The organism is Corynebacterium antarcticum (assembly GCF_016595285.2).
Classification (GTDB): Bacteria; Actinomycetota; Actinomycetes; order Mycobacteriales; family Mycobacteriaceae; genus Corynebacterium; species Corynebacterium antarcticum.
This window is the reverse complement of record NZ_JAENIP020000004.1, coordinates 343,778-357,195: the sequence shown is the minus strand read 5'-3', so window position 1 is coordinate 357,195 and position 13,418 is coordinate 343,778. Positions and strand designations below refer to the sequence as shown.

13 protein-coding genes are annotated in these 13,418 nt (G+C 65.0%); 6 read left to right on the top strand and 7 right to left on the bottom strand.

Annotation, left to right across the window (positions count from 1 at the left end):
* Positions 1–270 precede the first annotated feature (270 nt).
* From JIM95_RS11175 to JIM95_RS11150, 6 genes are all read right to left on the bottom strand, one after another.
* A complete protein-coding gene (locus tag JIM95_RS11175; RefSeq protein WP_200256148.1) occupies positions 271–531 on the bottom strand; it encodes a hypothetical protein in 261 nt (86 codons plus the stop codon).
* Positions 532–589: 58 nt separating this feature from the next.
* Entirely contained in the window at positions 590–1,102 is a 513-nt protein-coding gene (locus JIM95_RS11170) for a nucleotidyl transferase AbiEii/AbiGii toxin family protein (RefSeq protein ID WP_200256150.1), read from the bottom strand.
* Positions 1,103–1,182: 80 nt separating this feature from the next.
* Positions 1,183–2,262 carry a type IV toxin-antitoxin system AbiEi family antitoxin domain-containing protein gene (locus JIM95_RS11165; protein ID WP_200256151.1) on the bottom strand — a complete coding sequence of 360 codons (1,080 nt, stop codon included), beginning with the start codon at positions 2,260–2,262 and terminating at the stop codon, positions 1,183–1,185.
* Positions 2,263–2,940: 678 nt separating this feature from the next.
* Entirely contained in the window at positions 2,941–5,538 is a 2,598-nt protein-coding gene (locus JIM95_RS11160; RefSeq protein WP_200256153.1) for an ABC transporter permease, read from the bottom strand.
* A gap of 7 nt (positions 5,539–5,545) precedes the next feature.
* Positions 5,546–6,319 (bottom strand): ABC transporter ATP-binding protein, encoded by a 774-nt coding sequence (locus JIM95_RS11155; protein ID WP_200256155.1) that lies wholly within the window; start codon positions 6,317–6,319, stop codon positions 5,546–5,548.
* Positions 6,320–6,484: 165 nt separating this feature from the next.
* Positions 6,485–7,480: a pseudouridine synthase gene (locus JIM95_RS11150; RefSeq protein WP_234034379.1), complete on the bottom strand. Its 996-nt coding sequence runs from the start codon at positions 7,478–7,480 to the stop codon at positions 6,485–6,487.
* Between JIM95_RS11150 and JIM95_RS11145 the strand changes: the two genes are divergently transcribed.
* The 5 genes from JIM95_RS11145 to JIM95_RS11125 all read left to right on the top strand — a co-directional run bounded on the left by JIM95_RS11145 (position 7,479) and on the right by JIM95_RS11125 (position 11,120).
* The gene (locus JIM95_RS11145) at positions 7,479–7,631 is read left to right on the top strand and encodes a hypothetical protein (RefSeq protein WP_200256159.1); all 153 of its coding nucleotides are present in this window, start codon (positions 7,479–7,481) and stop codon (positions 7,629–7,631) included. The genes JIM95_RS11150 and JIM95_RS11145 overlap by 2 nt on opposite strands.
* 15 nt (positions 7,632–7,646) lie before the next feature.
* Positions 7,647–8,663, top strand: a complete 1,017-nt coding sequence (locus tag JIM95_RS11140) for an LLM class flavin-dependent oxidoreductase (RefSeq protein ID WP_200256161.1) — start codon at positions 7,647–7,649, stop codon at positions 8,661–8,663.
* A gap of 120 nt (positions 8,664–8,783) precedes the next feature.
* Positions 8,784–9,710 carry a universal stress protein gene (locus tag JIM95_RS11135; protein ID WP_200256163.1) on the top strand — a complete coding sequence of 309 codons (927 nt, stop codon included), beginning with the start codon at positions 8,784–8,786 and terminating at the stop codon, positions 9,708–9,710.
* A 280-nt stretch (positions 9,711–9,990) separates the two neighbouring features.
* On the top strand, positions 9,991–10,242 hold the full coding sequence (locus JIM95_RS11130; protein ID WP_200256165.1) for a GlsB/YeaQ/YmgE family stress response membrane protein: 252 nt from the start codon (positions 9,991–9,993) through the stop codon (positions 10,240–10,242).
* Between the two features lie 317 nt (positions 10,243–10,559).
* Positions 10,560–11,120 carry a TetR/AcrR family transcriptional regulator gene (locus JIM95_RS11125; RefSeq protein ID WP_234034393.1) on the top strand — a complete coding sequence of 187 codons (561 nt, stop codon included), beginning with the start codon at positions 10,560–10,562 and terminating at the stop codon, positions 11,118–11,120.
* Here the strand turns inward: JIM95_RS11125 and yidC are convergent.
* Positions 11,108–12,439, bottom strand: a complete 1,332-nt coding sequence (gene yidC / locus JIM95_RS11120) for a membrane protein insertase YidC (protein ID WP_200256167.1) — start codon at positions 12,437–12,439, stop codon at positions 11,108–11,110. The genes JIM95_RS11125 and yidC overlap by 13 nt on opposite strands.
* Before the next feature lie 138 nt (positions 12,440–12,577).
* On the opposite strand from yidC, the gene JIM95_RS11115 reads away from it, so the two are divergent.
* Positions 12,578–13,417: a class E sortase gene (locus JIM95_RS11115; RefSeq protein WP_200256169.1), complete on the top strand. Its 840-nt coding sequence runs from the start codon at positions 12,578–12,580 to the stop codon at positions 13,415–13,417.
* Position 13,418: the final 1 nt, after the last annotated feature.

Below are 13,418 nucleotides of genomic sequence, written 5' to 3'. Positions count from 1 at the left end.
TCGAGCACCGGCCCGGACCGACAGGAATGTCGACCCGGGCCGGCGCTTTTTCGTGATTCAGGCCTGTCTCGTCCCGGAGCGGGGGCTGGAGGGGCGCCAACCTCGAGCCGTTAGCACGGGCATGCGCTGGAAGCTCCGGTTTCGCCGATTTCCCGAGGGCGTATCCTATTGTCTCGGGCTCCGATGGTGCCCAAAATCTGTATCCGCGGTTGTTGGGGGCCCGAAGTCAGAAGCCGGTGGCTTTGCCGGTGGGGTAGAATGGAAGTCGTCCTAGACCAGCCACGACTGTTTCTGTGGATCCCAGATCCCTGTCACCGGTTCCTGGCCCAGGATGGGATTGAGACAGGTTCCGACAACCTCGAGTGCTGCTTCAAGTCGGTGGAACTCTGCGGGAAACTCAGCTGCTTTGCTGGCTTGTTTCGGATACGCCAGCTCCCACCCGCCGCCGGAACTGGTCATTGTGCTGGGGAGGGCCAGTCCCCGGGCACCGGCTTCGCTATCGATAAGCTCCCGCAGGAGCGCGGCATTCATGCGTTGACTGGTGACGATACGAACGAGATCAATCAGATCGTGATATCGGGTCGACGGTTCATTCCGGTGACCTTCGTAGCAGACACAGTTTGTCGGCGGCGACGTTTTCGACCGGGACCATTCGAATGACCGTGCCCGTAGGAAGGCCCTCGTAGTCGATCACCGGGTTCAACTCGACATTCTCAATGGGGGCATCCGTGTGCTGCTGTGTCGATATATCCACGCTGAACGACACGATCGGCAGAGTCCCGAGATTGAGCACAACCTTGAACGACCCCCGAGTGGAGTCCCCCGGATCGCGGTTGTCCCTTACCGGTTCCTTCAACTCGAAGTGGAAGTCGGGATCCGTCGGACCGGGATCATCGATCAGTAACCGCAGCTCTTTCAAGGCTGTCCCAGGATCTGTCTGCGTCCGCCTGGCGAGATCGATGTCACGGCTGCGACGGCCCGAACCTATGCGCAGCAGAAGGCTCGTTCCTCCCTTGAGAACCCACGGACAGTCGCCATGGGAGAACAGTCTGGACAGGAACATGTCGAAGGCGAACTGGTGCTGTACATTCTCGGCGGTCACTGATTGCCTGTGAGCTTCATTACGTAGGTTCGCCATAAGCTGAGTTCGCCTGCGGACGAGCTCGGTAGGGCTCGTGGAACTCATTTCCTGTCCTCATCCCGGACATGACGGGGATCGTTGTCGCTGTCTGCTGCGTCATCGCACGTTTCGATGCTCCCCCGATTCAGGCCGGAGGTCGCCTTCCCCGGAGAGTCTCCGGTGTCGCGTATCCGTTCCAGGCAGCCCATCTGCGGATTTGCGTACTTCATTGTGGAGGCGCGCCGGTACCGCTCGCCGAGATCAACGATGGTGGCCATCTGTTGTGCGAGTACAGTGCTGTCAAAAATGCTCTTCAAATCCCCTATTCTCGCCAGAGGATCCTGGAACTGTGGCGACACTGGTCCCGGTGCCTTCGCCGCCTCCAGCCGGAGCCCGCCAGCCTGTTGCGCCAGTGAAGCCAGCGCCGCGGCGATCGCTGAATTATCGCCCAATTGAAAATTCACTGATTTCAGGGTGTATTCCATCGACTCTGTCACACTCTCATGCTCAGGGAACCGACGCAGTGATTCCGAAACCAGAGCTTCTCCCGAATCACAGCCATAGTGAAGGGCGTACGGTTCCAATACCCGGGCCAGCGTAGACGGGTTGAGGCGATGATCGTGGATCGCGTCAGCGATGATCTGATATAGCTGGTCCCCGTCGAGATGATCTTTGGCCATGTCGTGGATCGTTCGGGCGACAGTCGTCACGGGGATGCCCGCAAGAACGATCCAGTCCGTATCGGTCAGGTCGGCGGTGCGGTGGGTGATGTCTGCGGCCGAGGATTGCTTGCGTTTCGACGAGGTGAACGTATGCGACGCGGGGGTGATATCCCCCAATTCCAGCATGCTCACCGCAGAGGCGTGGGAAACAACGATCGGGTTGCCCTCGTTCACACGTTCATCGGCCAGTACGGCTGGACGTGTCGACAACCACGCAGCCCGAATTTCAGTGAGCGGATCCTCCGCGACGCTGGACAGGATATAGACCCCCCGGCGGATGCGACGCAGAAAATCCCGCTGCGCCAGACGGGTCAGCGTCGTAGTGTCGATCCCCTCCTTCGCGGCCTGTGCAGAGGTAACCAGACCATGCTGCAGGTAGGAGTAGGCGGCAAGTATGGGTTGAACCTCGGAAAAGCGCATGCAGTAAACATAGCAGCAAACGTGGCGATGAAGATACGTTTACTGCACTCAAGGTGTAGTAAACGTATCTTCATGCTACTTCTGTGAGCTATAAAAGCTACACAAGCACCATGGGGCGGCTACTTTTGAGTCCCGAATCCGACCAACCGCCATCTGACACGGTGCCGCTGCGCCAGTGGAAGCGAGAACCTCCGAAAACCGCGTTGTCCAGCCCGGTGCCACCGAGCAACCCGGATGTCACCTCATCATTCTGATGAGTGGGGCGGGGACAATCGTCTCCCACCCGAGAGCATCTACGGCAGTCACCGACACCGGATGCGCAGGTTCAACAGCGTCCCCGACACTCTGTCCCGATTAGCCGGTGACTGGCTGAGCCTCCCGAAGGTTCGGCCGACGCCCCTCCCAGCTGGTCGACAGGTGGGCGACTCCGCTGGTCGGAGGCAGACCACCTCCATCGCTCGTTCGACCGACGGAGGGTATGAGCAGATCGGCGGGTCCCCGGGACCCGTGGCAACTCTTCTTCCCGGATTGCCTCCCGTACCTGTTGGGCCGGATTAGGTGCGGGGGTGTCACGGTCCCGGAGGATCAGATGTGCCGGATGACCAGGAGTACGAGAAGAGGGAACGGACCACCGGATTCCATCTCCGGTGATCCGTTCCCATCGGAGCTGTGGACCGGTCAGCGATCGCTGATTGCGTCCAGTGGTTTCGTCTTCGCCGCGCGGTGTCCCGGCCACACGGCCGCGATCACACCGACGACCGCGGAACCCACAAGCATGACACCCAGCTGACCCCACGGAATGATGATCGTCTCGAGGGCGTCCTCACCGATGGTGCGGGTGAAGCACCACCCGAGGCCGAGTCCGACCGCGGCGCCGAGGATCGCGCCGAACAAGGCGATCACCACAGACTCGAGGTAGATCATCCTGCGGATCTGGCTCCGTTGCGTACCGAGCGCCCGGAGCATACCGATCTCCCGCCGACGCTCGGTGACGGAGAGAGCCAGGGTGTTGATGATGCCGAGTACCGCGATGATCACGGCGAGACCGAGGAGCCCGTAGAGGATGCCGAGCATCTGGTCGACCTGATTCGCCTGAGCACCGGCGTACTTCTCCTTCGACATGACCTGGACGACGAGGTACTCCGCCATCGCGTCCTCCAGAGCCCGGCCCAGCTCCTGGCTGGCCACACCGTCGGCGGCGTCGACGAGGATCATCTCGAGGCTCATCTGCTCTACCGGGAGGAGCTCCCTCGCCGCCGCGGTACTGACGATGCCGGGCCCGCCGGCCTGCATCTCCTCGTAGGTACCGAGGACCGGGACGTCGAGGCTGCCGGAGCCGTCGATCGTCGACAGGGTGACGTTGTCGCCGACTCCGAGTTCGAGACTCTTCGCGATCTCGTCGTAGAGGATCACGCCCTTCTCATCGTGAAGGTTGCCGGAACCCGAGCTGATGGTCACCTTCATACCTTCGCCGGCGTCGAGGTTGAGGTCGGCCACGGAGGTCTGGGGAGGGCCGCCGAAGGACTTGGACATCGGGACCCCGTTGACCAGGAGGGGGGCGAGGAACACGCTGTGCGCCGCACCGACCTCGTCGAGGCCCGCGATCCTGTCCTCCACGGAGTAGGGGATCTTGAATGTGGATGTGTTCTGCCCCGTGACCAGATAGTCGGAGACGACCACGTCGTCGATGATGTTCTCGATGCTGTGCCGCATCGTCGCGCCCAGCATGCCGATCGAGCTCACCATCATCAGACCGAGGGTCAGTGCGAAAGCGGTCGCCGAGGTCCGTCTCGGGCTGCGGCGGGAGTTCGTCGAGGCGAGTTTGCCGACGGCACCGAATGGGGCGCCGATCACACGTCCGAGACCGCCCACCACCGGGATGGACAGTGCCGGGCCGATGAGCCACACACCGATGATGACGGCCAGCGCACCGACCCCGACGAAGATCAGCCGGTGCTTGATCTCCTCGATGTTCGTGGTGAACGCACCGAACAGGCAGGCCGCCGTGCCGGCAGCCACGATCAGGCCGCCGGTGACGGTGCGGACGCGCAGGGAGTTCTGTGAGGAACTGTCGCCACTGCGCATCGCCTCGACCGGGTGGATCGATCCGGCGCGGCGGGCCGGGGCCCAGGCGCTGACAACGGTGACGATGGCACCGACCACCAGCGGCACGATGAGGGTCGTCGGAGTCAGGGACAGGCCGCTGTCCGGCAGGCCGATTCCCTTCTTCTCCAGCGCGAAGAACAGTCCCTTGGACAGACCGACGCCGAGGACGATACCCAGCGCAGAGCCGATGATGCCGACGACAACGGCTTCCCCGATGACCGAGCGGGTGATCTGGGAGCGGGAGGCACCGATGCTGCGGAGCAGCGCGAACTCGCGGGTCCGCTCCGCGACGATCATGGCGAAGGTGTTCGAGATGATGAACGTACCGACGAGGAGTGCGATCGCGGCGAAAGCCCAGAGGAAGTAGTTGATGAAGCTGAGCGCCTTCTTCAGTTCCTCCGTCTGCCGTTCGACGAGGACCTGGGCGTTATCGATGGTGTAGTCGGGATACTCGGAGCGGAGCTCCTCGACCACCGCATTGGTGTCGGTGCCGTCGGCGAGAACAATGGAGGCCGAATTCACCTTGCCGTCCGGGGCGTAGATCGGCAGGAACTGATCCTCCGGCAGGAGGACACCGATCCAGCCGCCGGTGGCCGTCGGGAAGTCGAAGGTACCGACGACGGTGACCTTGAACTGGTCGGATGGGGTGACCACCGTGACACTGTCGCCGACGCTGATGTCGCCGCGTTCCGCGGCGCTGGCGTTGACGGCCACCGTGTCGGTGTCCGTGGGCCAGTCGCCGTCGAGCAGCGTGACGGTGTCCGTGGCCTCGGCGTCGGGATCGTAGGAGAGTGCGACGGATGGCGCCCCGCCCGTCTGGATCGCTTTGCCGTCGGTCCCCGCCAGGATGATCGGCGCGGGTTCGACCATGAGGTCAACGCTCGTGAAGTCGTCGCGTTCACGGAGCTTTTTGACGTCGTCGACGCTGATCTGGCGGCCGACGCCGCGCTCGCTGGAGATCACGACGTCGACGTCGTCGTACTGGGTCGAGATGATCTTGGCGAAGCTGTTGGACAGCGACGCGGTGAACATCGACGAGCCGGCGATGAACGCCGTCCCGAGGACGACGGCGAGAATCGTCAGTGCGAGTCGGAGTTTGTGGGCGGCGATCGTCCGGAGGGAGATCGTCCGCATGGGTTTGCGCAGACCGGTGTGGGTGGATGTGTTCATCGCCGGCTCACAGCTTCTCGATGTCGGCCATCACGGTGAGGATGCTCTCCGCGGTGGGATCCGTGATTTCGTTGACGATCCTCCCGTCGGCGAGGAAGATCACCCGGTCGGCGTAGCTCGCGGCTTTCGCGTCATGGGTGACGATGACCACGGTCTGGTCGAGATCGTCGACCGCTGCCCGGAGAATGTCCATGACCTCGGACGAGGAGTTCGAGTCGAGATTCCCGGTGGGTTCGTCGCCGAAGATGATCTCGGGCCGTCCGATCAGGGCGCGGGCGACGGCGACGCGCTGCTGCTGGCCGCCGGACAGCTCGGTCGGGCGGTGATCGAGCCGTTCCGTCAGGCCGAGCCGCCTGGTCACCTCGTCGAACCACGCGCTGTCGACGGTACCGCCGGCGATGTCGACGGGGAGGGTGATGTTCTCCGCCGCGGTGAGGGTGGGAACGAGATTGAAGGACTGGAACACGAAGCCGAGCCGGTCACGCCGGAGCGCGGTGATCCGGCGGTCGGGGAGGTTCGCGAGATTCGTGTCACCGATGAACGTGGCGCCCTCCGTCACACCGTCGAGCCCGGCCATGCAGTGCATCAGGGTCGACTTGCCGGAGCCCGAGGGCCCCATGATCGCGGTGAATTCACCCCGTTCGAGTGTGACAGAGACGCCGTCGAGCGCGTTGACGACGGTGTCCCCGGAACCGTAACGCTTGACCAGATTCTCCGCACGGGCGGCAGGGAGGTCGGTCGGTGCCGGATCTACCGGTGAGGTGGCGGTGGAAGTGCTCACGTTCTCTCCTTGGTGATTTCACGCCTGAGGCGCTGATATGCTGCGCTTTCCTGTTCTCTGGAGCTCATCCTCAAGCCTAGACGCCGCCGTTGCGGAAGGGTACAGGGAAAACCCCTGGGGGAAACCCCGGCTAAGGGCCGTCGGTGGAGTGTCGTGGAAGGGTACTCAGTCGGTTGCGGCCCTGAATGTGCGCGATCGTCCGCTGATCGGATCGGTGAATTCGAGGATGGTCGCCGTGAGGTGCATGGGGACGTGGAAATCCTCCGCGGTCTCGGGGAGAACATCGGGGTAGAGCGGGTCCCCGAGGATCGGTGCCCCTGCGGTGAGCATGTGCAACCGGAGCTGGTGGGTGCGCCCGGTCTCCGGGTGGAGGGTGTAGTACGCCTGTCTGGGGAGTGGCCCGTGGACGGATTCGAGAGCCGCCTGCTCGGCGTCGGACACGGGTCTCACCGCGCTCAGGACCGTCCGGGCGTTCGGCTCCCCGTCCTCGAGGTACGCCTGCAGCCGTCCTCTGGTCTTGTTCATCCGGTGCTCCCACGTGACCGGACCCCGGGCGACGGCGTCTGCCAGTTCGGGGCGGTGGGTGGCTGTGGCCCGGTAGGTCTTGTGGACCCCCCGGGACGAGAACAGCTGCTGGTAGGCGCCGCGCACGGCCGGGTCGCACGTGAGCACGAGAACACCGGCGGTGAGTCGGTCGAGGCGGTGGGCCGGGGTGAGGTCGGGATTTCCGGTGGACCGACGGAGCCGGACCACGGCGGTCTCGGTGATGTGGCGCCCACGCGGCATCGTCGCGAGGAAGTGCGGCTTGTCGACGACGAGAAGGTGCTCGTCGTGGTGGATGATCCGGCACTCCCCGGGGACGCGGGTCTCGGGGGCTGGGGTGCGGTAGAACCAGACGTCCTGGCCGGGGCTCAGCACCCTGTCCGGGGGAAGTCGCCTGCCCTGTGGATCGACAACCTCGCCGGCGTCGAAACGCGCGCGGACGGCGTCTGCGTCATCCCCGGTTGCCCGGTGGGTCTGAGTGGTGATGAGCTCCGTGATGAACTCGAGGGCCGTCAGGGGCGTCGCATCGTCGGGCAGTCGCGCACGGGACGGGTTGAGGCCGTCGCGGATCGGTAGGGGTGCCTGTCGACGGCGGCGCTGTACTATCCTGTGGCCCATGGACATTAATACTCTCATGGCTCAGGTGGCTGATTTCTTCAGCCACGGAATCGGCAGAATCATCGGCGACGTGCTGCGGGCCGTCTACAACTTCCTCTACCCGGCCAACGCCGACGCCGCCCGTCTCCCCGAGACCGCGGACGCCGCGTAGGCATCGGCCGCCCGGATGCTCCACCGATCGCCGGCTCTCTCCGTTCTGGATCTCGTCCCCGTGTCCGAGGGATCCGGTCCGGTAGAGGCGATACGGGCAGCATGCTCCGCCGCGAAGGTCGCCGAAGGACACGGCTACCGGCGCTACTGGTTGGCCGAGCACCACAATTCTCCCGCCCTCGCCTGCTCCGCGACGACTGTTCTCATGGGGGCCGTCGCGGCGGCGACGGACACGATCCGGGTGGGCTCCGGGGGGATCATGCTGCCCAACCATGCACCGCTGAAGATCGCCGAGGATCTGGGCACCCTGGCGGTCATGTACCCGGGACGGATCGACTGCGGACTCGGTCGTGCGCCCGGCACCGACCCACGTACCGCGGAGCGGTTGCGCCGGGGCTCCGCGGATCTCGTGGACTTCATCCGGGACGTGACCGAACTCCACGGCTATCTCGGGCCGGCCACGGGGGCTCCGGGAGAGACCGCCGTCATCGGTCGTGGTGCCGGAGTGCGGCTCTTCGTCCTGGGATCATCGACGGGTGGCGCCCGCGCCGCCGCGGAACTGGGACTCCCCTTCTCCTTCGCCAGCCACTTCGCGCCCGATCAACTGCACGAGGCGCTCGCCGTCTACCGGGAGAACTTCAACCCGGACGCCCCCACCTCCCAGGTGCCGGAACCGTGGGTCAGCGCCGCGGTGAATGTCATGGCGGCCGACACGACGGCGGAGGCCCGGCGCCAGTTGCTCACTCTGCGGCACTCGTTCGCCGGGGTCCTGACCGGCCGGAGGGGAACGCTCGTCGCGCCCGGGGACACCGCGGAGCTGCACCCGATCCTGCGTTCCCGCGTCGACCATTCGCTCCGTGTGACCGCGTGCGGGACAGCCGTCGAGGTCGTGGATCAGCTCAGCGACTGGGCCGCTGCACTGGAACTCGACGAGATCGTCACGGTGACCTACGCGCATGATCCGATGATTCGCCTCCACTCGCTGGGGATCGTCGGTGAGGAGTGGGCCAGGCGGAACGGTGGGGGCGTGTGACGGGCATTTCACCCCCGCCCCCGGAGGTGACGCGCGGGTAGGCTGGGGGATGGAAATGGTGCACGATACGGGCACCGGACAGAGGCCGGATGTGGTCCGGCGGGAAAGGTCGTGATCGGGATGACCCAGCACACCAATGGCAGGAACACGCGGCGCGAGGACATCGTCGTTGTTGCGGTGGATGGTTCAGAGGCGTCGAAAGTGGCGGTCCGGTGGGCCGCGAACACCGCGGATAAGCGCGGTGTTCCCCTGCGCCTCGCGGCGAGCTACACCATGCCCCAGTTCCTCTACGCCGAGGGCATGGTTCCACCGCAGTCCATCTTCGATGAACTCCAGGCGGAGACGATGGAGAAGGTCGACGAGGCGCGCGCCATCGCCCATGATCTCGCCCCCTCCCTGAAGATCGGCCACGTGGTGGCGGAGGGCAGCCCGATCGACATGCTGCTGGAGATGTCGCCCTCGGTGACGATGATCGTGATGGGCTCCCGTGGTCTCGGGGGTCTGAGCGGCATGGTCATGGGCTCGGTGTCGGCGGCTGTGGTGAGCCACGCCAGCTGCCCCGTCGTCGTCGTCCGCGAGGACTCCGGGGTCCGGGACGACACCCGGTATGGCCCGGTGGTCGTGGGTGTCGACGGGTCCGGTACATCCCAGAAGGCCGTCGAGTACGCGTTCGCCGAGGCCTCGGCGCGGGGTGCGGAACTCATCGCCGTGCACACGTGGATGGACATGCAGGTGCAGGCCTCCCTCGCCGGACTGTCCGCGACGCAGGAGCAGTGGGCGACGATCGAGAAGGAGCAGGAGGTTCTTCTCGCGGAGCGGCTCGCCGGTTTCACGGCGGAGTATCCCGATGTGACGGTCAGGAAACTGGTCACGCGGGACCGTCCGGTCCGTGCGCTGTCGGATGCCGCGCAGGGGGCACAGCTTCTGGTCGTGGGTTCCCACGGTCGGGGCGGATTCAAGGGGATGCTGCTCGGTTCGACATCCCGGGCACTCCTCCAGTCGGCGCCCTGTCCCATGATGGTGGTCCGTGGGCAGACCGAGGACTGACCGTTCAGTCGCGGTGTCGGTGGGGACCCTCATCGACACCGTCGGGCTTCACTTTTCCTGACGCCCCCCGGGGGGCAGGTAACGCTGGGGTTGCAGTAGCAACACACTTTGGCGCCAACGGCTGTCCCAGGTTTACCCGGGGGCGGTGGGCACATATGTTAAATGGTGTTCATCATTGCGGTTCCTGTGCCGGTGCAGTTTCCGGGTCCGACGCAGTTACCGGGCTTCGGCCACCGGACGGGTCCCGCAGATCACAGAACTGAAAACTAAGGAGATTACAATGCCCGGTCTTTCTTTCCTCGGCTGGATCATCATCGGCGGGCTCGCCGGCTGGATCGCTTCCAAGATCAAGGGAACCGATGCCCAGCAGGGTCTGCTCCTCAACATCGTCGTCGGTGTCGTCGGCGGTCTCATCGGTGGCTGGCTGCTCACCCTCGTGGGTGTGCAGGGTGGCGGCTGGATATTCAGCTTCCTCACCTGCCTCGTCGGTGCAGTCATTCTGCTGTCGATCGTCCAGGCGATCCGTAAGTAGCCCTCCAGTCTGCTGACGTCCGAGAAGTGGCCGACACCCGTGAAACCGGGTGTCGGCCACTTTTGTGCGGGCCCGTACCCCGGCTGATTGTGGCCGGGGTATTGTTGAGGTGACGGGTCTGACCCGGGGTCCGACATGCGCCGGGTCCCGCCGCCTGCGTCTGTGCAGCGGGGCGGGGGCCGGACACCGCTGACGAGCGCAGGAAGGATGTGGGCGTCATCGCAGCCGCGACAACCAAGCCCGATAAACCAACCGGTCGGTCTACTTCAAGGGGACGGACCGGTCGCCGCCGTAACCGGCCGAGTCCCCGGGAGCGGCTGCTTGCGAGTGCGACCAACCTGTTCACCACGGAAGGGATCCGGGTGATCGGGATCGACCGCATCCTGCGCGAGGCTGATGTCGCGAAGGCGTCCCTGTATTCGCTGTTCGGGTCGAAGGACGCTCTCGTGATCGCCTATCTGCAGGACCTGGACGAGAAGTCACGTGCTGACTGGACGCGGCGGACGGCGGGGATGACGGATCCGGTGGACAAGATCCTCGCCTTCTTCGACCAGGCGATCGATGAGGAACCCGGCCAGGATTTCCGCGGTTCGCACTTCCAGAATGCCGCCAACGAGTACCCGCGTCCCGAGACCGAGAGCGAGCGGGGCATAGTGTCGGCCGTGCAGGAACACCGTCGGTGGACACTGCAGACGATGGTGGACCTGCTGACCCAGCTCAACGGATACCCCGGTACGACCCAGGCCAATCAGCTGCTGATCTTCCTCGACGGAGGTCTCGCCGGCGCCCGACTGAATCGCAGCGTCGAACCACTCCAGACCGCACGGGATCTGGCCAAGCAGCTCCTCATGGTTCCGCCCGCGGACTACTCCATCTGATCGGTCCGGCGGGACGGAGGCTCCTCGTCACCGGTGTCGCCCGTACTCCGGTCGGGGGCGTCGGCCGGAGTCTCCGCGTCAGCGGCCTGCGCGTCGGCCACACCGGGGTCGGCATCCGGAGACGCGTCCCCGGGGGAATTCCCGTCGGTGGGCTCATCCGGTTCTCCGCCGGAGCGCAGCTTCTTTTTCCGGGTCTTGGCCTTCTCCTCCATTTTCTTGCGCAGCTTCTCCCGGTCCCGCTCCCGGGCGGCTTCACGGCGCTTCTTCCTGGCCTCCCTCTTCGGCGCTTTCAGTGCTTCGGCCTCGGCCTTCATCTCCCTGCGGACCTCGACGTTTCTGCGGTGGAGTCGCCCGATCCGGTGCGGCAGGACCAGCATGAGCAGCCGGCGGCGGCGGATCCCCCAGCGGGCGGCGCGGGCCCTGCGGAGCCGGGTACGGACCTGTCGTTTCGACTCCTCCCTGAACCTTGTGAATTCCTCGGTGAGCGGGTGCTTCCGGTCGAGGATGAGATTGAGGATGATGGTCTGACACATCGTCCACAGGTTTCCGGCGAACCAGTAGAGTGCGATGGCCGCGGGCACCGGGCCCTTGAGTCCGAATGCCAGCGGGAAAATCGGGACGATCACGGCGAGCGTGATCATGAAATGCTGGATCCGGCGGGCCACCGCACTCTGATGGTCGAGGGTGATCTGGGTGCGGTAGATCGACACCAGCATGTTGATCGTCATGAATACCGCGGCCGCGATCAGGAAAGGCAGGACGAAGTTGAACACCGCGTCCCGGTCGGTGCCCAGCGTCGTGAGCTGATCAGTGGACATCGCCGGGTACGCCGGCATGGGCACCCCGTTGATCCGGCCATGGAGGAAAGTCTCGATGTCGGTCGGCGTGAGGAACCCGATGGGCTGGTGCCGGGCCGCGTCGAGTCCGTCGGTCGGGCGCGCCATCCGGAGCAGCACCTGGTAGAGCCCGATGAACACGGGCAGCTGGATCAGCGCCGGCACGCATCCGCCGACGGGTGAGTAGCGGTGCTCCTTGTAGAGCTCCCTGCGCTTCTCGCTGAGTTCCGAGTTGGCTTCCGCGTCGGTCCGGAGACCGTACTCCTCTTCCAGCGAATGCAGCTTGGGTCTCAGGTTGACGAGGATCCGGGTGGATCTGTACTGCGCCCACGCGAAGGGGAGGATGATGAGCCGGACCGTGACGATCAGGCCGAACAGCGAGAGAAGCCAGGCGAGGGAGTCATCCAGCCCGATCCATGAGTGGAGCGCGATGTGCCAGAGCTTCATCACACCGGAGACCGGGTAGATCAGGATATCGAGCATGGCGGGTGGTCAATTCCTCGTACTGTCTGGGGAGCCTGCCCGGACAGGCAGGAGGGCCGTCCATGATCGTAACCCAAGCGCGGCACCGGGATGGAGTGACCACCGGACGGAGGAGCACTGGCGCTAAGATGGTTGACCATGAGTCACCGTGCGCCTGATCCGTCACCGCAGTCGTCGACCTCGTCCCGCGGTTTCAGCATCATGGAGTTTCTCGGTGAACTGCTGCTGACGGCCGGGTTGCTGCTCCTCCTGTTCGCGTTCTACGAGTCCTACTGGACGAACCTGGAGGCGAGCCGCGAACAGGACCGGGTCGCGTCGAATCTCGAGCAACGGTGGGCCGGGCCGCAGGATGATGGTCCACGGGAGAATCCCCGGGTCCGCCGCGAGCTGGCACTGGGCGAGGCCTTCGCCCGCATGTATGTCCCCTCCTTCGGCCCCGACTTCCACTTCGCGATCGTCGAGGGCACCGAGGACGCTGATCTTCTCGCCGGCCCGGGCCGCTACACCGACACCCAGATGCCGGGCCAGCCGGGCAACTTCGCCGTCGCCGGCCACCGCGTCGGCAAGGGCGCGCCATTCAACGACCTCGGGAACCTCCGCACCTGCGACTCGGTCGTCGTCGAGACCCGTGATTCGTGGGACATCTACCGCGTCCTCCCCGTCGACGGTACGACGGGGGATCAGCGGCGCGCGGCGGCAGCCGCATGCCTCACCCCGGCGCAGGTCGAACGCGTGGTCACGGGGGACTACGCGGGCGTCGAGGGCAGGCTCATCACGGTTCCCGGCGATGTGTCGGTGATAGACCCGATCCCGGGTCAGCCCGACATGGTCGCGGATCCGCACATGGAGGGACTGATGACGATGACGACCTGTCATCCGCGGTTCTCCAACGCACAGCGGATGATCGTGCACGCGATGCTCGTGCGTACCGACCCCAAGCAGGACGGCTACCGTCCGGTAGAGCTGGAGGAGAACTGAC